The 18,869-nt window shown below is 72.4% G+C and carries 19 protein-coding genes and 1 tRNA gene; 5 read left to right on the top strand and 15 right to left on the bottom strand.

Annotated features, from left to right (window positions below):
• Positions 1–22: 22 nt before the first annotated feature.
• From FH715_RS02450 to bcp, 4 genes are all read right to left on the bottom strand, one after another.
• On the bottom strand, positions 23–712 hold the full coding sequence (locus tag FH715_RS02450) for a class F sortase (RefSeq protein ID WP_139640294.1): 690 nt from the start codon (positions 710–712) through the stop codon (positions 23–25).
• Positions 709–1,629, bottom strand: coding sequence for a hypothetical protein (locus tag FH715_RS02445; RefSeq protein WP_139640293.1), 921 nt, complete (start codon positions 1,627–1,629; stop codon positions 709–711). The genes FH715_RS02450 and FH715_RS02445 overlap by 4 nt, the downstream gene beginning before the upstream one ends.
• 156 nt (positions 1,630–1,785) lie before the next feature.
• A complete protein-coding gene (locus FH715_RS02440) occupies positions 1,786–2,565 on the bottom strand; it encodes an HAD-IIA family hydrolase (protein ID WP_139640292.1) in 780 nt (259 codons plus the stop codon).
• A gap of 32 nt (positions 2,566–2,597) precedes the next feature.
• Positions 2,598–3,065 carry a thioredoxin-dependent thiol peroxidase gene (bcp, locus tag FH715_RS02435; RefSeq protein ID WP_139640291.1) on the bottom strand — a complete coding sequence of 156 codons (468 nt, stop codon included), beginning with the start codon at positions 3,063–3,065 and terminating at the stop codon, positions 2,598–2,600.
• A gap of 158 nt (positions 3,066–3,223) precedes the next feature.
• On the opposite strand from bcp, the gene FH715_RS02430 reads away from it, so the two are divergent.
• Entirely contained in the window at positions 3,224–3,568 is a 345-nt protein-coding gene (locus FH715_RS02430; RefSeq protein WP_246108494.1) for a DUF3618 domain-containing protein, read from the top strand.
• Positions 3,569–3,673: 105 nt separating this feature from the next.
• On the top strand, positions 3,674–3,976 hold the full coding sequence (locus FH715_RS02425; RefSeq protein WP_139640413.1) for a GroES family chaperonin: 303 nt from the start codon (positions 3,674–3,676) through the stop codon (positions 3,974–3,976).
• A 64-nt stretch (positions 3,977–4,040) separates the two neighbouring features.
• On the opposite strand, the gene FH715_RS02420 is transcribed toward FH715_RS02425, so the two are convergent.
• Positions 4,041–6,581 (bottom strand): transglycosylase domain-containing protein, encoded by a 2,541-nt coding sequence (locus FH715_RS02420; RefSeq protein WP_139640290.1) that lies wholly within the window; start codon positions 6,579–6,581, stop codon positions 4,041–4,043.
• A 220-nt stretch (positions 6,582–6,801) separates the two neighbouring features.
• Positions 6,802–8,121: an SGNH/GDSL hydrolase family protein gene (locus FH715_RS02415; RefSeq protein ID WP_139640289.1), complete on the bottom strand. Its 1,320-nt coding sequence runs from the start codon at positions 8,119–8,121 to the stop codon at positions 6,802–6,804.
• Positions 8,122–8,299: 178 nt separating this feature from the next.
• On the opposite strand from FH715_RS02415, the gene FH715_RS02410 reads away from it, so the two are divergent.
• Together FH715_RS02410 and FH715_RS02405 are read left to right on the top strand one after the other, a co-directional pair.
• Positions 8,300–9,688 carry a DUF445 domain-containing protein gene (locus FH715_RS02410; protein ID WP_139640288.1) on the top strand — a complete coding sequence of 463 codons (1,389 nt, stop codon included), beginning with the start codon at positions 8,300–8,302 and terminating at the stop codon, positions 9,686–9,688.
• Positions 9,689–9,846: 158 nt separating this feature from the next.
• Positions 9,847–9,931, top strand: a tRNA-Leu gene (locus FH715_RS02405).
• 63 nt (positions 9,932–9,994) lie between these two features.
• Here FH715_RS02405 and FH715_RS02400 read toward each other — a convergent pair.
• Entirely contained in the window at positions 9,995–10,423 is a 429-nt protein-coding gene (locus tag FH715_RS02400) for an OsmC family peroxiredoxin (protein ID WP_139640287.1), read from the bottom strand.
• A gap of 184 nt (positions 10,424–10,607) precedes the next feature.
• On the opposite strand from FH715_RS02400, the gene FH715_RS02395 reads away from it, so the two are divergent.
• Entirely contained in the window at positions 10,608–10,922 is a 315-nt protein-coding gene (locus tag FH715_RS02395; RefSeq protein ID WP_139640286.1) for an antibiotic biosynthesis monooxygenase family protein, read from the top strand.
• Positions 10,923–10,938: 16 nt separating this feature from the next.
• On the opposite strand, the gene FH715_RS02390 is transcribed toward FH715_RS02395, so the two are convergent.
• The 8 genes from FH715_RS02390 to FH715_RS02355 form a co-directional block, all read right to left on the bottom strand.
• Complete coding sequence (locus FH715_RS02390; RefSeq protein WP_139640285.1) at positions 10,939–11,712, bottom strand: IclR family transcriptional regulator; 774 nt, start codon at positions 11,710–11,712, stop codon at positions 10,939–10,941.
• A gap of 199 nt (positions 11,713–11,911) precedes the next feature.
• Complete coding sequence (ehuA, locus tag FH715_RS02385) at positions 11,912–12,736, bottom strand: ectoine/hydroxyectoine ABC transporter ATP-binding protein EhuA (RefSeq protein ID WP_139640412.1); 825 nt, start codon at positions 12,734–12,736, stop codon at positions 11,912–11,914.
• Between the two features lie 52 nt (positions 12,737–12,788).
• Positions 12,789–13,442: an ectoine/hydroxyectoine ABC transporter permease subunit EhuD gene (ehuD, locus tag FH715_RS02380; protein WP_139640284.1), complete on the bottom strand. Its 654-nt coding sequence runs from the start codon at positions 13,440–13,442 to the stop codon at positions 12,789–12,791.
• Positions 13,439–14,182, bottom strand: coding sequence for an ectoine/hydroxyectoine ABC transporter permease subunit EhuC (ehuC, locus tag FH715_RS02375; protein WP_139640411.1), 744 nt, complete (start codon positions 14,180–14,182; stop codon positions 13,439–13,441). The genes ehuD and ehuC overlap by 4 nt, the downstream gene beginning before the upstream one ends.
• Positions 14,183–14,184: 2 nt before the next feature.
• Entirely contained in the window at positions 14,185–15,096 is a 912-nt protein-coding gene (ehuB, locus tag FH715_RS02370; protein WP_139640283.1) for an ectoine/hydroxyectoine ABC transporter substrate-binding protein EhuB, read from the bottom strand.
• 74 nt (positions 15,097–15,170) lie between these two features.
• Positions 15,171–16,448, bottom strand: coding sequence for a Na+/H+ antiporter NhaA (gene nhaA / locus FH715_RS02365; RefSeq protein ID WP_139640282.1), 1,278 nt, complete (start codon positions 16,446–16,448; stop codon positions 15,171–15,173).
• Positions 16,449–16,583: 135 nt separating this feature from the next.
• Complete coding sequence (locus tag FH715_RS02360) at positions 16,584–17,312, bottom strand: potassium channel family protein (protein WP_139640281.1); 729 nt, start codon at positions 17,310–17,312, stop codon at positions 16,584–16,586.
• Positions 17,313–17,393: 81 nt separating this feature from the next.
• Positions 17,394–18,773, bottom strand: a complete 1,380-nt coding sequence (locus FH715_RS02355) for a TrkH family potassium uptake protein (protein WP_246108493.1) — start codon at positions 18,771–18,773, stop codon at positions 17,394–17,396.
• Positions 18,774–18,869: the final 96 nt, after the last annotated feature.

Raw genomic sequence — 18,869 nt, 5'->3', positions numbered from 1 at the left:
GGCACCGCGCCGGGCCGGTCGTTCAGACGGCGACGCCGGTCAGATAGGCGGAGACCACCACGTTGGCCGCGTAGCCGCCCCCGTTCGGGTCGAAGGCGCCGCCGCAGGTCAGCAGGCGCAGCTCGGCCGCGCCCCGGGTGCGTTGGCCGTAGACCTCGTCCGGGTCGAAGCCGGCGCGCGGGACCGTGCGCACGTCGTCCACGGTGAAGAGCGCCACCTGGCCGTCCGTGCGGCGCACCCGCACCCGGTCGCCCGGCTCGACATCGGCCAGTTCGTGGAAGACCGCGGGGGCGCTCTCGGTGTCCCGGTGACCCACCAGCACGGCGGCGCCCTCGGCACCCGGCGCGGCGCCGTCCGCGTACCAGCCGACCAGTTCGGGCGCCTCGAACGGCGGCGCCTCCACTCCGCCGTCCCCGTCAAGCCCGCGCGGCACCACCTCCGCCGTCACCCCCGCCGCGTCGACCGTCACCGACTCGGGCGCCGCGTCGCCGGCCAACGGGGCGCGGGGCGGCGGAAGTTCGGCCGGCTCGGCGCGCCCGGCCCCGGCCCCTGCCTCGGCCCGGCCCGCCGTCGCGCCGAAGGCGAGCGGCGGCAGCCCGGGGCCGCCCGTCATGTCGCGGGCCCACAGCCACAGCCCGCACAGCAGCACCGTCCAGGCGACCAGCGAGGTCAGCGCCCCGACGCCGGCCCTTCCCCGGTCGCCGCCGCTCACCTGCCGGCCCTGGAACCGGAACGCGACCGCAGCCGCCGCACCGCCCAGGTCGCGCCGCCGCCGGCCAGCAGGGCGAGGCTCGCGGGGAGCGCGTCGCCCCAACTCACCGCCGGCTGCGCGGGAGTCGACGACAGGCTCGCGGCCGTGCCCCCGCCGCCGGCCCGCACCGGCGCTGAGGGCGAGGCACCGTGCTCCCGGCCGCCGTCGTGGCGGCAACGCTCGTCCGTGCCGTGGCCCGTGCCGTGGCCCGTTCCCCGGCCCTCGCCGTCGCGCCGGTCGTCGGGGCGTTCGGAGTGCTCGGTGTGCTCGGGGCGTTCGGTGTGTCCCGGTCGGTCGGTGTGCTCCGGCTTCTCCGGCCTCTCCGGCTTCTCGTGGCCGGGCCCGCACCGTTCGCCGTGCTCGCCGCGTTCCCCTTGCTCGCCGCGTTCCCCGTCTTCCGCGCGCCCGCCCCGTTCGGGTGTCGGTTCGGATGCGGGTGCGCCCAGCGGCTCGGGGCCTTCGGCCGTCGGGTCGCCGCCGCCGCCCGCGTGGTCGGCGGCGGGGGCGCCGCCGCCCACCGTGACCAGCCCGTACAGCGCGCCGTCCGGCTGCCCGCAGGTGACCTGGATCGGGTGGTGGCCCGGCACCGTCTCGGCGTCGATCCTCGCCTCGCCGACGAGCCCGCCGCCCGGCTGGCCAGGCGTCAGCCGCACCGTGCCGGAGAAGGCGAGCGAGACGGCCTCTCCCGACTCGGCCCCCGCGCACTCGGGAACCAGCAGCCCGACGCCCTCACCGGGCAGTGGCCTGGCGGGGGTGACCAGTACCGCGTCCCCCTCGCCCGACCGCCCGTCGGCGGCACGGGCCGGGGCGGCGCCGACCGCGGCCGTCACGGTCGCCGCGGCGCACAGGGTCAGTGTCAGTGAGCGGGTGATGCCCATGTCCAACCTCCCGGGTGGTTACCCGTCGAAGGTCTCCCGGGGCGTCGCCCGCCGCATCCGCAGCCGCTCACGCTTGCGCCGGTCGGGTCAGAACCCGACCGGCGCGCCCCCTCACCCGCCGTCGGCGGTCAGATGTTCAGACATGGTCAGACGCGGTCAGATGCGGTCGACCAGATCCGCGATCGAGTCCACCACCGCCGAGGGCCGGAACGGGAAGCGGTCGATCTCGTGCGGCTCGGTCAGCCCCGTCAGCACCAGGAACGTCTCCATGCCCGCCTCCAGACCGGCCAGCACGTCGGTGTCCATCCGGTCCCCGACCATCGCGCTGGTCTCCGAGTGCGCGCCGATCATGTTCAGCCCGGTGCGCATCATCAGCGGGTTCGGCTTGCCCACGAAGTACGGGTCGCGGCCCGTCGCCTTGGTGATCAACGCGGCCACCGACCCCGTGGCCGGCAGCGCGCCCTCCGCCGAGGGGCCGGTGTGGTCCGGGTTGGTGGCGATGAACCGCGCGCCGTCGTTGATCAGCCGGATGGCCTTCGTCAACGCCTCGAAGCTGTACGTCCTGGTCTCGCCGAGGACCACGTAGTCCGGCGAGACGTCGCTGAGGACGTAGCCCACGTCGTGCAGCGCCGTGGTCAGCCCCGCCTCGCCGATCACATACGCCGAACCGCCCGGCCGCTGCGCGTCCAGGAACTGCGCCGTCGCCAGCGCCGACGTCCAGATCGCGTCCACCGGGACCTCAAGCCCCATCCGGGTCAGCCGCGCCTGGAGGTCGCGCCGGGTGTAGATCGAGTTGTTCGTCAGCACCAGGAACGGCATCCCCGACTCGCGGAGCCGCCGCAGGAACTCCTCGGCGCCGGGGATCGGCACCCCCTCGTGTATCAACACCCCGTCCATGTCCGTCAGCCAGGACTCGATCGGCTTTCGCTCCGCCACGACGCCTCCGCCTTCCAAAAGTCCGGTCGGCCCTACAGTTCCAGGTCCCTGATGAGCTTGGCCACGTGCCCCGTGGCCCGCACGTTGTACAGCGCCCGGGAGACCCTGCCCTCCTCGTCGACGATCACCGTGGACCTGATGACGCCGGTGACGGTCCTGCCGTACATCTTCTTCTCGCCGAACGCGCCGTAGGCGGTCAGCGTCGCCTTGTCCTCGTCGCCGACCAGGGTGACGCGCAGGTCCTCCTTGTCGCGGAACTTGGCCAGCTTCTCCGGCTTGTCGGGGGAGACCCCGATGACGTCGTACCCGGCGCCGGCCAGCAGCTCCAGGTTGTCCGTGAAGTCGCAGGCCTGCTTGGTGCAGCCGGGGGTGAGCGCCGCCGGGTAGAAGTACACGATGACCTTGCGGCCCGCGTGGTCGGCCAGCGAGACGGGCTTGCCGTCGGCGTCGGGCAGGGTGAACGCGGGGGCGGTGTCCCCGGGTTGCAGGCGCTCGCTCATCGCGGTGCTCCTCAGCGTGCGGTGTGGCGTCGTGGTCTCGTCGTGGTGCCGTCGTGCACGTGCTCAACGGTGCGCCACCCAGCCTAATCGGGGTATCCGACGCGCATCGCCCTGGTCGAGCTGACACACTGTGCCGTAACCCCACAACCGTTGACCGTGTGGACGATGGAGGCATCGACGTGCCGGAAGCAGCCAGGAGCGCCGCCGAGATCGAGGAGCGGCTCGCCCGCCGGCGGGAGAACCTCGCCGTGACCCTCGACGAGATCGCGGTCCGGGTGCACCCCGCGACCATCGTCGGCGACGTCAAGGCCAGGGCCGCCGGTGCCGTCGACCGCACCACGGGGAAGGCCTCGGTCGCCGTGACCCGCACCGTGGACAGCGTCCGCGCCCAGCTGGTCTCCGCCGACGGCGGTCCCCGGCTCGACCGGGTCATCCCCGTCGCGGTGCTGGCCGTCGCGGTCACCGGGCTGCTGGTGCTCTCCTCGCGCCGTCGCCGCCGCTAGCGCGGAGTCCGTCCGCGCACCGACTCCGGTCGTCGCGACGACACGTCCCTGAGATACGGTCGTTCCGTGAGTTCCCATCCCACCCACGACAAGCTGCCCATCCGAATGCTGCACGACCGGGTGTTGGTCAGGGCGGAGAGCGCCGAGGGCGAACGCCGGTCGACCGGCGGCATCGTCATTCCGGCCACCGCCCAGGTCGGCCGCCGGCTCAGCTGGGCCGAGGTGGTCGCCGTCGGGCAGAACGTCCGCACCGTCGAGCCGAACGACCGGGTGCTCTACGACCCGGAGGACCGCGCCGAGGTCGAGGTGCGCGGCGTGATGTACATCCTGATGCGCGAGCGTGACCTGCACGCGGTGGCCGCCGAGCGGCTCCAGGGCTCCGACGACTCGACGGGCCTCTACCTGTAGCGCCCCCGTCGTCCGCCCCCCCCGAATCCCCTGACGACCCCTTCCGCCGGGCCGTCGCCCCCGGTCAACCGCCGGAGGCGGCGGCCCGGTCGGCGTCGGTGGCCGGGTCGGTGTCGGCGGGCTCCTCCCTGACCGCGCCCTGGCCGGGGGTGACGGCACCGCCCGGGTCGGCCGGCGCGTTGTCCTCGACCGCCGGCGGGTTGTCGTCCGGGGTCCCCGCACCGCCGCCGCTCTCCGGCGAACCCGGGCTGTCCGGGGCGCTCGGCGAGCCGGAGCCGCCGGGCTCGGCGCTGCCGCCCGGTGTGCTCGGCCGGTCCGACTCCGGGCCCGTCGACCCCTCGGGGCCGTCGCTCTCCTCCGAGTCCGAGTCCGAGTCCGAGTCGGGGTCCGACTCCGGGCCGTCCTCGGAGTCCGGGTCCGAGCTGGAGTCGGGGTCGTCCTCGTCGCCGTCCAGGTCGCTGTCGTCGTGCTCGCGGCGCTCCGGCTGGTGCAGCTCGAAGTCGGTCACCGGCTGCCCCTCCAACGCGGCCTGCGTGTACTGGCCCCAGATCCTGGCGGGGAAGCCGCCGCCGCTGATGCGTTCCTGCCCGGCCGCCCCGTACAGCTCGCGCTGCGCGCCGGTCTCCGGGTCCTGCCCGAAGATGGCGACGACGGTGGCCAGTTCGGGAGTGAAACCGGCGAACCAGGCCGCGCGGTCGTTCTCCGCGGTGCCGGTCTTGCCTGCCGAGGGGCGTCCGGAGCTGGCCGCCGCCGTGCCGGTGCCGCCGCGGACCACGGCCTCCAGCATCGCGGTGGTGCCGTCGGCCGCCTCCCGGGAGATCGCCTCGCCCCGCTCGGGCTCCGGCAGGTCGACGGTCTCGCCGTCCTTGGTGATCTCGGAGACCAGCAGCACCTCCCGGTGCTCGCCGTGCCGCGCCAGCGTCGCGTAGGCGCCGGCCATGTCCAGGGTGCTCGGCGTCGCGGTGCCCAGCGAGATCGACGCGTCCGCCTCGGTCAGCCCGGGCGTCGCCTCGGGCAGCCCGAGGGCCACCGCCGTGTCCCGCACCAGCTCGGGGCCGACGTCCACGCCCATCTGGGCGAAGACCGCGTTGATCGACTTGTCCATGCCCTCGCTGACGGGGACGGTTTCGTAGTCGCGGTTGGACTCGTTCTCCGGCGCCCAGCCGGTGCCGCTGCCGTCGCGGGAGACCACCTCGCGACCGCTGCGACCGTCGTACTTGGTGGAGGGGCCGATCAGCTCCCCCTTCTGGTTGGTGGAGTCGTTCTCCAGCGCGGCGGCGTAGACGAACGGCTTGAACGTGGAGGCGGCCTGGTAGTCGCGGCGGGTCGCGTTGTTGACGTACTGCTCGACATAGTCCCGGCCGCCGTACATGGCGACGACATGGCCGGTCTCGGTGTCGACGGAGCTGGCGCCCGCGCGGACCCAGCTGTCCTGCTCGCGCTCCTCGTTGAGCGCGGTCTCCAGCTGGGCGTCGACCGCGTCGGTGAGGGCGCGCTGGCGGGCGGGTTCGATGGTGGTGGTGATGCGGTAGCCGCCGGCGGCGAGCTGGTGCTCGTCGACGATGCCGCGCTCGTCGAGGTGCCGCTTGACGGCCTCCACCAGATAGCCGCGCTCACCGTCGAGGCCGGCCGACGGGTTCTGGTCCTGGGGTTCGGGGAAACGCATCCCCTCGCGTTCCTCCTCCTCCAGCCAGCCCTCGGAGACCATCCCGTCCAGCACGTACTCCCAACGGGCCTCGGCCCGCTCGCGGGCGCCCGGGTTGGCCCGGACGTCGTAGGCGTTGGGGGAGTTGAGCAACGCGGCCAGGTAGGCGCCCTCCGCCGCGTTCAGCTCCTTCGCCGGCTTGCCGTAGTAGGCGTGGGCGGCGGCCTGGATGCCGTAGGCGTTGCGGCCGAAGTAGCTGGTGTTGAGGTAGCCCTCCAGGATCTCGTCCTTGCTCACCTCGCGATCGAGCTTGACCGCGATAAACAGCTCCTTGACCTTTCGGGTGACGGTCTGGCGCTGGTCGAGGTAGTAGTTCTTCACATACTGCTGGGTGATGGTCGATCCGGACTGCCGGCCGCCGCCACGCATCATGTTCCACCCGGCGCGTGCCATGGCGCCGATGTCGACCGGGGGCGCGTGGTAGAAGTCCCGGTCCTCGGCGGCGAGCGCGGCGTGGCGCACGTGCTCGGGCACGTCGTCGAGGTCCACGTTCTCCCGGTCGATCTCGCCGACGCGGGCCAACTGGCTGCCGTCCGCGTAGAGATAGACGTTGCTCTGGGCTGCGGCGGCCGACTTGGGCTCGGGGATGTCGACGAGCAGATAGCCGGCGATCAGCGAGCCGAGCAGGGCGACGAGGGCGACGGCGCCGGCCACCAGCACCAGCCGCCAGGTCGGCACCAGCCGGCGCCAGCCGGTGCGGCGGCGCGCGGGTGGGCGCGGCGGGCGCGGCGCCCACCCGGGCCAGCCGCCGAAGCGGGAACGCGCGGAGCGCGTCCCGGACGCGTCGGTCTCGGGGGCCTGCCCGGGGGCGGGCGAGGCGGCGGACGGGGTGCCGGCCTCGGGGGTCGCGTCCGGGGAAGGTTCGTCGTCGCTGCTGCTGGGCGGGCTTGCGTCGCTCATGGGGCCCTCGTCACGACCTGGGTCTCGGTGCGTCGGCGGTGCTTTTATCTGCCTTGGGTAAACACTTTCGCACCGTGCGTAACGAAACCCCCGCGCCCCGCACCTCACCGGCGCGTCCGCTGTCCCCCGGACGGGTGCGCCGTCTCACCCGTTGGCCCCGTCGGCCGACGGGGCGCGAACGGGGCGGCTGCGGGCCGTCGCGCCGCGCGCCTCCGGGCGGTCAGAGGGCCTGGGCGTCCGTCGTGTGGTCGAGCAGCTCGGCGAGGTCGACCGCCTCGGCCATCGCGTGGAACCCCCGGTCGTTGGGGTGGAGACCGTCGCCCGAGTCGAAGGCGGGCAGCAGCCGGTGCGGGGTCGTCGGGTCCGCCAGCGCCGCGTCGAAGTCGACCACGGCGTCGAACACCCCGCCCGCCCTGATCTGGTCGTTCACCCGCAGGCGTATCTCCTCCCACTCGGGCGTCCACGCCGGGTGCCCGCCGAACGGCGCCAGCGTGCAGCCCAGTACCCGCATCCCCTCGGCCCTCGCCTCGTCGGCCAGCCGCCGCAGGCCGTGCGCTATCGCCAACGGGTCCGTGGCGCGGGGCTCCAACAGGATGTCGTTGATGCCCAACTGGACCACCAGCGTGCGGGCGCCCGGCTGGGGCAGCGCGTCGGTGTGCAGCCGGCTGAGCCCGCTCGCCCCGTTGAACAGGCGGTCCGGCGGGCCGTCGCGCAGCAGCCGGTTCCCGCTGATGCCCTGGTTGAGCACGGCCAGGTCGGGGGCGTCGGGGTCGTCGCGCAGCCGCGCGGCGAGCCTGTCCGTCCAGCGGCGGTTGGCGTCCGGGGTGGAGGTGATCCCGTCCGTCAACGAGTCGCCCATGACGACCACCGCGCCGTCGGCCTGGGCGGTGAGCACCTGGACGCCCGTCAGATAGCGCCACACGTCGGAGGTCCTGGTGAAACCGGTGCCGGAGAGCCGGCTGGTCTGCTCGCCCACGGCCAGGTAGTTCCCCTGCTGGGCCATCCGGTGATAGGTGACCGGGCCGGACGGCTCGGGCGAGTAGAGGGAGACCAACAGGTCGGCGGCCGGCGGCAGCTCCAGCGGGGTGGCGTCGGATATGACGGACCCCCCGGGCGGCACCGTCACCGAGCGGCCGTCGCCGAACGTCACCCGGTGCATCGTGCCCTCGTGCGCCGCCGCGCCGCCGAGCGCGGAGGAGAGCGCGACGGTCACGTTCGTGAACGTCACCGGCTGGTCGCCGTACCTGTTCGACAGCTCGACGCGCACGCCGCTGCCCCCGACGGAGGTGCGCACCACGTTCCTGATCGTCTGGCCGGCGAAGCCGTCGGCGGTGCCGGGCTCGGCGCCCGAGGGCGCGGCCGACCAGGTGCCGACCCACTCCCCGCGCGCGGCGGGCACCACCTCGGGCGCCGAAGGCGTCGGCGCCGCGATGTCCACTCTCTCGCCCCGCCCCGTGCCGATGGCGAGGGCGACCCCCAGCAGTATCACTAGCAAAGCGGCGAGCAGTCCGAAGACTCCTCGCTTACTGACCTCTCCCACGCGTCGATGATCCCACGCGTCACTCGTACGGCCGTACCAAACCCTCCACAGCTTGTGAATGATCACACCGGCCCTGTGGATGGCGAATGGGGCAGAAACGGCCCGAGGGGGGATGATGCGGGAACGACGCGTGGGGCACGGGTCGTTGCCCACGGCGAACGCGGAGGGAGTGACGGGGATGCGGACCGAGGACGCCGAGCGCGCCGAGGAAGCGGAGCGTGGCGAGCGCGCGGAGGAGGTCGAGCGCGCCGGGGAGCGCGACGTGCGGGGCGAGCGTGGCGTGCGGGGCGAGGGAGCGGGCCCCGCCGGCGTGCTCACCGCCGCGGACGAGTTGAGACTGCGCGGGCTGCGCCGGATGAAGGCGGTGGCCACCGGCCTGCTGGTGCTGGTCGCCGTGGTCTACGCCCTCGCCACCTGGGCCGAGCACAGTGGCGCCGGCGCCTGGGCCGGCTATGTCGCGGCGGCGGCCGAGGCCGGGATGGTGGGCGCGCTCGCCGACTGGTTCGCGGTGACCGCGCTCTTCCGCAGACCGCTAGGGCTGCCCATCCCGCACACGGCGATCATCCCGACCAAGAAGGACCAGCTGGGCCAGTCCCTGGGGGAGTTCGTCGGGGAGAACTTCCTCTCCGAGCAGGTGGTCAGGGACAGGTTGCGCTCGGTCGAGCTCTCGCAGCGGCTGGGCGACTGGCTCGCCGTGCCGGACAACGCGGACCGCGTCACCGCCGAGTTGGCCACGGCGGTGCGGGGCGGGCTGCGGGTGTTGCGGGACGCCGACGTGCAGGCCGTGCTCTCCGAGTCGATCACCCGGCGGGCCGAGGCGCAGGAGATCGCCCCGACGCTGGGCCGGCTGCTGGAGCGGACCATCGCGGACGAGGGCCACCGCCGGTTGGTGGACCTGCTGTTGGAGGCCGCGCAGGGCTGGCTGACGACCCATCGGGACGCGGTGCTCGACGCGGTCGCCGGCGGCTCGCCCGGCTGGACGCCCAGGTTCGTCGACCGCAGGGTCGGCGAGCGGGTCTACCGCGAGTTGCTGCGCTTCGTCACCGAGGCCAAGGACCAGCCGGACCACCCGGCCAGGGAGACCGTCGACCGCTTCCTCGCCGACTTCGCCCAGCAGTTGCAGCACGACCCGGAGACCAGGGAGCGCGTCGAGCGGGTGAAGAACGACCTGCTCAACCGGCCGGCGGTGCAGGACCTCATCGCCTCGGCGTGGGGCGCGCTGCGGGCGATGATCCTCGCCTCGGCGGAGGACGAGCGCAGCGCGCTGCGGCTGCGCGCGCGGGTCGCGGTGCTGAGCACCGGCGGGCGGCTGGCCTCGGACGACCGGCTGCGCGCCAAGCTCGACGGCTGGGTCGCCGACGCGACGGTCCATGTGGTCTCCGGCTACCGGGCGCAGATCACCTCGTTGATCACCGACACGGTGGCGGCCTGGGACGCCCCGACGACCTCGCGGAAGATCGAGCTGCACATCGGGCGCGACCTCCAGTTCATCCGGCTCAACGGCACGGTCATCGGCGCGCTCGCCGGACTGGTGATCCACGCGGTGACCCGGGCGCTGGGCGGCTGAACCGCTGCTGAACCGCCGCTGAACCGCTGAACAGCCGCTGAACCGCTGGCCGTCGCCGGCCGGGCCCGCCGTTCCGTCGGCGGGGTGTCGGGGGCCGTCTTCCGCGTCGTTCGCGGGCGTGGTCGTCGCGGACGTCTGTCGTAGAATCGCCCGCACGAGCGGCCGTGATGGAACTGGCAGTCATGCTGGGTTTAGGTCCCAGTGCGCCTCGCGCGCGTGAGGGTTCGAATCCCTCCGGCCGCACCCCGCACGAGAAGGCCCCCGACACCGCCGACGGAACGGGTGCCGGGGGCCGGAAGCGGCGCCTCAGTCGAGGAGTTCGGCCTCAAGCGTGATGGTGACGCCGGCCAGCGCCTGGCTCACCGGGCAGTTCTCCTTGGCGGTGGTGGCCGCCTCCTGGAAGCCTTCGGCCGACAGCCCCGGCACCCTCGCCTGGACCTTCAGCACGATGCCGGTGATGCCGGTCCCCGGCTGGAAGGTGACGTCGGCGGAGGTCCGCACCGTCTCCGGCGGGGTGCCGGCGCCGGCCAGCCCGTGCGAGAGCGCCATCGAGAAGCACGCGGAGTGCGCGGCGGCGATCAGCTCCTCGGGGCTGGTCCGCCCCTCGGGGCTCTCCGCGCGCGAGGGCCAGGTCAGGTCGAAGGTGCCGACCCCGGACGAGTCCAGGTTCACCTTGCCGGCGCCCTCCATGAGGGAGCCTTCCCAGTTGGTCGTCGCGGTGCGTGTGGTTGCCATGGGCGATCCTCCGAAAGGAAAAACCAGAAGCGGGTCATCTACACGCTATCGCTGCCGCCGGGCCGGCGGCCAAGACCGGGGGCTCGACGTCGGCACGTTCCGCCGGGTGCAGACTGGGGGCCGGCGGCCCGCTCCGCACGAGCCGGGCGGGGCCGGAGGCTCAACGCATTGAGGAGACGTTCGGGTGTCCGTGGTGAAGATCAACGTGCTGGAGGTCCCCGCCGAGCAGCGGGAGGAGTTGGAACGGCGGTTCGCCGGCCGGGCCGGGATGGTGGAGGGACAGGACGGGTTCGAGTGGTTCGAGCTGCTGCGACCCGTCGAGGGGACCGACCGCTACCTCGTCTACACCCGCTGGCGGAGCGAGGAGGACTACCGCGCCTGGGCCGAAGGCTCGATGCGGCAGGCCCACGGCGGGGGCGGCGAGGGCCGGCGGCCCGCGGCGACCGGGTCCGAGCTGTGGTCGCTCGAAGTGGTCCAGCAGGCCGCGCCCAAGGGCTGAGGCGGTCTCCCCCGGCTCAGATGGTGAGCGAGAGCAGCGTGGTGGCCGCCTGACGGTTCAACTCCTCGGCGGCCTCACGCAGTCGGTGGGCCTGGCCGACCGGCAGGGAGAGCGCCAGGCAGCCCACCGTGGCGCCGGCCGTCAGCGGCACCGCCGCGCACAGCGTGCCGATCGCGTACTCCTGGAAGTCCAGCACCGGCATGGTGGGCGGCTGCCGCTCCAGGGTGCTCAGCAGCACCCTGCGGTCGGTGATGGTGCGGGAGGTGAGCCGCGCCGCCCGATGGCGGGTGAGGTGGTCCTGGCGGCCGTCGTGGTCGAGCTGGCTCAGCAGGCACTTGCCGATCGCGGTGGCGTGCGCGGCGGAGCGGAAGTCGACCCACTCGTTGACCACCGGCGCCCGCGGGGTGTCCGAGACCTGCGGCACCTCCAACTCGCCGTCGGCGTAACGGGCCAGATAGACCGGCGCGTCCAGGGAGTCGCGCAGCGCGTCGAGCGCGGACTGGAGCCGCTCATCACGGAAGCGTCGGCGGCTCTCCTCGCCGTCGTCGCCCGCGCCGCCGAGCATCAGCAGCGTCCGGCCAGGCGCGTAGACCCCGTCGAAGGGCTCCTCCACATAGCCCTCGGCGAGCAGCATCCTCAGCAGATACTCCTGCTGGTCCGGGGGCAGCCCGGTGGCCTGCCCCAGCTCGCCGCCGGGTATGCCGTCCGGATGCCCGGCGATCGTCTCCAGCAGCCGCAGAGCGTAGCGCACGGAGTGAAACGGAGCCGTGCGGCCGGGCGTTGTCGCCACGTCGTCCTCCTGCCAGCGTTCACAAGGGCCACGCGTCCGGGAGGACACGAGGGGGCTGAGCCTCCCCAGAGTAGCGAGAACGACACCGGTGGTGCGCCGGTTCACACAGGAACGACACACCACCGGGTCCGGTCCCCGGCCGCGGCCGACGGGCGGCGGCCCAGGGGGCGTTCGGCCAGGACAGGGGGCCGAAGCGGAGTCACAGCACCGTCGAGAGGAACTCCTTGGTGCGGTCGTGCTCCGGCTCGCTGAAGATCTTCTCCGGCGAACCGGACTCGATGATCTTCCCCTTGTCGAACATCAGCACCGCGTCCGAGATGTCGCGGGCGAAGGACATCTCGTGGGTGACCACCAGCATGGTGATGTCGGTGGAGAGGGCGATGTCCCGCAGGACGTCCAGCACGCCCGCGACCAGCTCCGGGTCGAGCGCGGAGGTGACCTCGTCCAGCAGCAGCACCTGCGGGCGCATCGCCAGCGCGCGGGCGATGGCGACCCGTTGCTGCTGCCCGCCGGAGAGCTGGCTGGGGTACTTGTCCAGGTGCTCGGTGAGACCGACCAGTTCGACCAGTTCCTTGGCGCGCTCCTCGGCCTCGTCCTTGGACAGGCCCAGCACGTGCACCGGCGCCTCCATCACGTTGCGCAGCACCCGCATGTTGGGGAAGAGGTTGAAGTGCTGGAAGACCATGCCGATCTTCTTGCGCACCTCGCGCACGTGCCTCTCGCCCGGCTTGACCAGTTTGCCGTCGCGCTCCTCGTGGGTGAGGTACTGGCCGTCGACCTTGATCGTGCCCTCCTCCGGGGTGAGGAGGGTCATCAGCAGCCGCAGGATCGTGGTCTTGCCGGAGCCGGAGGGGCCGATCAGCGTGACGTGCTTGCCGGTCTCGACCCGGAAGTCCAACTGGTCAAGCACGGTCACGTCGCCGAACCGCTTGGTCACCTTGTCGAACCTGACCAGTTCGCTGCCGGCCGCGCGGCACTCGGCCGAGTCGGCGGAGTCGGCGGAGTCGGCTGAGGTGTCGGCCACGGTCGGCTCGGCGGACTCGGTGTCCTGGGTCTTCTTCACGTTCTCGGGGTTTTCAGCTGGTGAGGGCAAGACGACGCTCCAGAACTCGAATCAGCAGAGAGGCCGGGTAGGCGATGACCAGGAAGGCGATGCCGACGATGGTGTAGGCCTCGGTGGTAAAGGTGGTATTGCTGAAGTTCTCGGCCTCTCCGAGCATCTCCATCGCCCCGATGACCGCGATCATGGGGGAGTCCTTCAGCATCGCGATGACGTAGTTGCCCAGCGCGGGAACGACACGGCGGATGGCCTGCGGCAGGATCACCGCGACCCAGGTGCGCACGCGCGGCAGGCTCAGCGCGGTCGCCGCCTCCCACTGGCCGACGGGCACGCCGTCGATGCCCGCCCGGTACACCTCGGCCGTGTAGGTCGAGTAGTGCAGGCCCAGGCCGATGATGCCGGTCGTCAGCGCCGACATCGAGGGACCCCACTCGGGCACCACGTAGTAGAGGAAGAACAGCTGCACCAGCAGCGGGGTGTTCCGGACGAACTCGGTGAGCGCGGTCACCGGCCACCGCACCCAGGCGAACGGCGCGCGCTGGGCCATCGCCCAGACCAGGCCGAGCCCGAAAGCGATCAGACTTCCCAGCACCAACGCCTGGAGGGTGACGAGGACCCCGTCCCAGAACGAGGGCATGAAGTCGTTGACGATCTCCCAGTCCCAGTTCACTTGGCCGCACCCCCCGTGGTCAGCGCGCCCGAACCCTCATTGGCGCTCTCCCGCAGGGAGAGCTTGGCCAGCAGGCCGCGGCGCTGCTGCGGCCGGCCGACGTTCGCGTTCGCCTTGCGCTCGATCACCCGCATCCCGCGGGTCAGCGTGAACGCCAGCGCGAAGTACAGCACCAGCAGCAGCGTGTAGATCGGCGCGGACTCGTTGGAGCCCAGCCGGACCAGGTTGCCCGCGTAGGTCATGTCCGCCACGGTGATGACGGAGACCAGCGCGGTGCCCTTGAGCAGCTCGATCAGCAGGTTGTTGAACGGCGGGATCATCTCCGGCAGGGCCTGCGGGATCTCGATCCGCCGCAGCCGCTGCCACCGGGTGAAGCTCAGCGCGACCCCCGCCTCGCGCTGCCCTTCCGGCACGGCGGCGAGCGCGCCGCGCACCACCTCGGAGCCGTACGCCCCGTAGGTCAGACCCAGCGCCAGCACGCCGGCGAACATCGGCACCAGTCGCCACTCCAGCAGCAGTGGCAGCGAGAAGACCAGCCAGAACATCAGCACCAGCGAGGACATGCCACGGAAGATCTCGAAGTAGGTCCCCGCCAGGAACCGCACGATCCACAGCCGCGAGGTGCGCAGCGTGCCGACCGTGAACGCGACCACCGCGGCGAGCACCGCGCTGTACAGGGTCACCTGGATCGTGATCCAGATGCCCGGCAGAAAGTAGTTGTCGAACATCCCCTCGGTCATCATCAGCAAAGCTCCTCAGCGGTGAGGTCGGTCATCTCCGCCTCGGTGAAGCCGAAGGGTTCCATGATCTCCAGCAGTTCCCCGCTCTCCTTGAGCTTGTGGAGCTCCTCGTTGAACGTGTCACGGAAGTTCTGCTCGGAGGGACGGAAGGCGAACGCGCCGGCGCCGTAGGCCGGTTCGCCGTTCACGATGGGCACGAAGGGCTCGGTGGCCTCGACCCGGTTGCTGCCCTCGACGACGTCCATCACGGTCACGTTGGTGCCGGCGAAGGCGTCCGCGCGGCCCTGGCTGACGGCGTCGAGGCCCGCGACCTGGTCGGGCAGGATCAGCAGCTTGCTGTTGGGAACGCCGGCGGCCAGCGCGTAGTCGATCTCGGCGTACGCCTGGCCGGTCGCCAGGGTCAGCCCCTGCTCGGCGATGTCCTCGTACTTGGCGATTCCCAGCGGGTTGCCCGCGGGGACGATGAAGGAGTCCGGCATCTGGTAGTCGGGATCGGCGAAGAGGACCTGCGCGCACCGCTCGGGCGTGATGTACATCCCGGCCGAGACGATGTCGAAGACCTGCGCCTTCAGCCCGGGGATCAGCGCGCTGAAGTCCACGGGGATCGCCTCGACGTTGTCCACGCCGAGGCGGGAGAAGATCACCTTGGCGATCTCCGGCGCCTCGCCCGTGGGCTCGCCGTCGTCGTTGACATAGCCGAACGGCGGTTCGCTGGCGATTCCGATCTTCACGCTGCCCTGGTCACGCAGCCGATCGAGCAGGTTTCCCCCCTCCACCGCGTCCTCGGCGGCCACCCGGCTGCACCCGGTGGCCGCGAGGCCGCCGAACACCGCCAGACCGGCCAGCAGAGAACGGCGGCTGAGCCCGGTCCCTCGGTGTCCGTCCTGAAGAAAACTTCTTGTCGGTGGAGCCATGGGCGCGCGGCTACCCAGAGCCTTCACATCTATGCGGGCCCATTCGGGCGTACGGGCACACCGTTGTCTGGTCGTTACGGTGACGCTGAGTCGCCGGAACGGGCCAGCCTGCGTCCACGCAGAGTGAGCACCAGGGCGGCGCTGCCCGCCGCCAGCAGCGAGGTCAGCAGCACGGCGGCCTTCACGTGCTCGGTCATCGCCGGGTCGTCGGCGAAGGCGAGTTCCGCGATCAGCAGCGCCACCGTGAAGCCGATGCCCGCCAGCAGCGCGCCGCCCGCCACATCGGGCCAGCCGAGCCGCGGGTCGAGCCGGGCCCGGGCGAAGCGCGCCGTCAGATAGGTGGCGCCGAAGACCCCGAGCAGCTTCCCGAGGAACAACCCCAGCACCACGCCCAACGCCTCCGGCTCGCCCGCCATCTCGCCCAGCGTCGCGGGCGATACGGGCACCCCGGCGGCGAACAGGGCGAAGAGCGGCACGGCCAGGCCGGCGGAGAACGGGTGCACCAGATGCCCGACGCGCTCGGCCGGGCTCGACTCCTCGCCGTCGCGCGGGGTGGCGCGCAGCAGCATCCCGAGCGCGACGCCGGCGACCGTCGCGTGCACCCCGCTGTGGTAGGTCAACGTCCACACCGCGAGCGCCAGCGGCACGTACCAGTACCAGCCGCGCACCCCCCTGGCGTGCAGCAGCCGGAAGAGCAGCAGGCCGGCGGCGGCGCCGGCGAGCGCCAGCACGTCCAGCTCTGAGGTGAAGAAGACGGCGATCACCAGGATGGCGATCAGGTCGTCGACGATCGCCAGCGTCAGCAGGAAGGTGCGCAGCGCGCTCGGCAGCCGCCGGCCGACCACGGCCAGTACACCCAGCGCGAACGCGATGTCGGTGGCCATCGGCACCGCCCAGCCGTCGGACGCGCCGCCCGACGGCAGCGCGACGGCGAGATAGATCAGCGCCGGGGTGACCATGCCGCCGACGGCCGCCACCACCGGCAGCGCGGCGGCGGCCGGGCGGCGCAGCTCGCCGACGGTCAGCTCGCGCTTCAACTCGGTGCCGGCGACGAAGAAGAAGACGGCGAGCAGGCCGTCCGCCGCCCAGTGGCCCACCGACAGGTCGAGTCCGAGGAACGGGATCTCCAGATGGTGGTCGCGCACGGTCGCGTATCCGGCGCTCCACGGGGAGTTGGCGAGGAAGAGCGCGAGGGCCGCGGCGGCCAGCAGCAGCATCCCGCCGGTGACCTCAAGGCGCAGAAACTCGGCGACCGAGCGGCGGTCGCGTGCCGTCGCGGAGGAGCCGGGAGAGCCGGGAGAGCCTGAGGAGTCAGTGGAGCCGGGGGAGCCGGGGGAGGGGCTGGCGTTCATCGGGGCCTTTCTCAGCGGTCGACGACAACGACTCGCCGACCAGACTTCCCGGCACACCCACACGCACCCCGCCGGGGCACGTCCTCGCGCCCACCGTACCCCGAGGCCCGGCGAATAATCTCAGGTCAGGTCAGGTCAGGTCAGGTCGGCGAAGGACTCCACGGCCGACGTCCTGCCCGTGACCACGATCACGTCCCCGGGCTGGACGACCGTCTCCGCCGTCGCGTGGGTGAACTGCTCGCCGGGTCGCTTGACCCCCACCACCGTCACCCCGTGCCGGCGGCGCACCTCGCTCTCGTTCAGCGGCATCCCCGTGGTGGACTGCGGCGCGACCGTCTTGACCAGCGCGTAGTCGTCGTCGAACTCGATGAAGTTCAACATCCGGCCCGTCACCAGATGCGCCACCCGCTCGCCCATCTCGTGCTCCGGCAGGATCACGTGGTGGGCGCCGAGGCGTTCGAGGATCTTTCCGTGCTGGCGGCTGATCGCCTTGGCCCAGAGGATGGGAACGCCCAGTTCCAGCAGGTTGGAGGTGGTCAGGATGCTGGCCTCGATCCGGGTGCCGATGGCCACCACCGCGCGCGGGAACTCGTCGATCCCGAGCTGGCGCAGCACCACCTCGTCCGTGGCGTCCGCCAGCACCACATGGGTCAGGGCGTCGCGGTACTGCTGGACCAGCCGTTCGTCGGAGTCGACGCCCAGCACCTCCCAGCCGCGCCGCATCAGCTCCTCGGCGAGCGAGATCCCGAACCTGCCGAGGCCGATCACCGCGACCCGCTGGTCCCTGTGGTGCTCCGCCGACGCGTGCGCGGCGGCCGAGCGCTTGCCGCGCCTGCGGCGCATCGCGTGCAGCTGTGAACTCATGGCGTTCCCCGTCGTCCCGTGCGTTCCCCGTCGTACCCGTTCGACCCGTCCAACCCGTCCGACCTGCCGGACCCGCTCGGCCTATCCGATGATCGGCCGTTCCCGCGGCAGCCGGTAGCGCGCTTCCCGCGTCCGCATCGCCAGCGCGGACACCAGGATGACGGGTCCGACCCTGCCGACGAACATCAGCACCATCAGGATCACCCGCGCCGCCGCCTCGCTCTCGCCGGCGAGCCCGGTGTGCAGGCCCACGGTGCCGAACGCGGAGACCGCCTCGAAGACGACCAGTTCGGCCCGGGCGTGAAGCAGCGACATCAGCGCCACCACCGCGACCACCAGCAGCACGGCGCTCAGCAGCGTCACGGTGAGGGCCTGCCGCACCACGTGCTCGGAGACGCGGCGGCCGAAGAGCCCGGCCTCCCGGTGCCCGCGCACCTCGGCGAGCACGGCGGCGGCCAGCACGGCGAGGGTGGTCACCTTGATCCCGCCCGCGGTGCCGGCGCTGCCGCCGCCGACGAACATCAGCGCCGCCGTGCCGAGCAGCGTCTCGGGCTCCATCGCGGCGACATCGGTGGTGTGGAAGCCGGCGGTGCGGGCGACGACGGAGTGGAAGAAGGCGTTGAGCACCTTCCGGCCAGCGTCGAACGTTCCGAAGGTGCCGGGGTTGCTCCACTCGAACGTCAGGGTCAGCACCCAGCCGGCGAGCAGCAGCAGCGCGCTGGTCGCCAGCGTCAGCCGCAGGTGCAGCGACCACGGGTGACGGGGGCGCACGCCGGGGGCGCTCCGGCGGGCGCGGTGGCGCAGCAGCTCGATGATCACCGGGAAGCCGAGCCCGCCGAGCAGCGCGGCGACCGCGATCGGCAGCAGCGTCCAGGGGTCGCCGGCGAAGCGGCTCAGGCTGCCGGGATAGGGGCTGAGCCCCGCGTTGTTGAACGCCGAGACCGCGTGGAAGACGCCGTGGTAGAGGGCGCGGCCGAACGGTTCGCCGTGGCCCAGCGCGAAGCGGGCCGTCAGCACCGTGGCGGTGGCGGCCTCCACGACCACCGTGATCAGCGCGACCCTGACCAGCAGCCGGCGGATGGCGCCGCCGCCGGAGGTGGTCTCGGTGCCCAGGTTGAGCGTGGTGGACAGCCGCAGCTTCCCGGCGACCAGCAGCGCGAGCAGCGAGGCCAGCGTCATCACGCCGAAGCCGCCGACCTGCACCAGCACCAGCACCACGGCATCGCCGAACCCGGTCCAGTAGCTGCCGGTGTCCACGACGAGCAGCCCGGTGACGCAGACGCCTGAGACGGCGGTGAAGAGGGCGGTCAGCAGGCTCGGGGACTCCCCGGGCGCGGAGGCGACGGGCAGTTTCAACAGGAGGGTGCCCAGCGCGATCACCGCGAAGAGCGCGAGGACGACGAGCCGGGCCGGGTGGGTCCCGGCGAGCCAGCGCCGCAGGGGGAGGGCCAGATGCGCCACGGACGTGAGCATAGTTGTTTTCCGGGTGGTTTCCGCCGTTTCGGGGTGGTGCGGTGCCTCTGCGGCGCGGCCCGGTTCGGGGGCGTGGGCGGCGCG

The organism is Streptomyces sedi, from assembly GCF_006335015.1.
GTDB lineage: Bacteria > Actinomycetota > Actinomycetes > Streptomycetales > Streptomycetaceae > Streptomyces > Streptomyces sedi.
The sequence above is the reverse complement of the archived record's forward strand: the minus strand, read 5'-3'. Positions and strand labels throughout refer to the sequence as shown.

What these genes read in the sequence shown, in the direction of transcription:
- FH715_RS02400 (WP_139640287.1), bottom strand. Translation starts at nt 10,423, where the DNA reads ATGGCAACCACACGCACCGCGACGACCAACTGGGAAGGCTCCCTCATG.
- ehuC (WP_139640411.1), bottom strand. Translation starts at nt 14,182, where the DNA reads ATGACCGAGGGGATGTTCGACAACTACTTTCTGCCGGGCATCTGGATC.
- FH715_RS02420 (WP_139640290.1), bottom strand. Translation starts at nt 6,581, where the DNA reads ATGAGCGACGCAAGCCCGCCCAGCAGCAGCGACGACGAACCTTCCCCG.
- FH715_RS02445 (WP_139640293.1), bottom strand. Translation starts at nt 1,629, where the DNA reads ATGGGCATCACCCGCTCACTGACACTGACCCTGTGCGCCGCGGCGACC.
- ehuB (WP_139640283.1), bottom strand. Translation starts at nt 15,096, where the DNA reads ATGGCTCCACCGACAAGAAGTTTTCTTCAGGACGGACACCGAGGGACC.
- nhaA (WP_139640282.1), bottom strand. Translation starts at nt 16,448, where the DNA reads ATGAACGCCAGCCCCTCCCCCGGCTCCCCCGGCTCCACTGACTCCTCA.
- bcp (WP_139640291.1), bottom strand. Translation starts at nt 3,065, where the DNA reads ATGAGCGAGCGCCTGCAACCCGGGGACACCGCCCCCGCGTTCACCCTG.
- FH715_RS02360 (WP_139640281.1), bottom strand. Translation starts at nt 17,312, where the DNA reads ATGAGTTCACAGCTGCACGCGATGCGCCGCAGGCGCGGCAAGCGCTCG.
- FH715_RS02410 (WP_139640288.1), top strand. Translation starts at nt 8,300, where the DNA reads ATGCGGACCGAGGACGCCGAGCGCGCCGAGGAAGCGGAGCGTGGCGAG.
- FH715_RS02425 (WP_139640413.1), top strand. Translation starts at nt 3,674, where the DNA reads ATGCTGCACGACCGGGTGTTGGTCAGGGCGGAGAGCGCCGAGGGCGAA.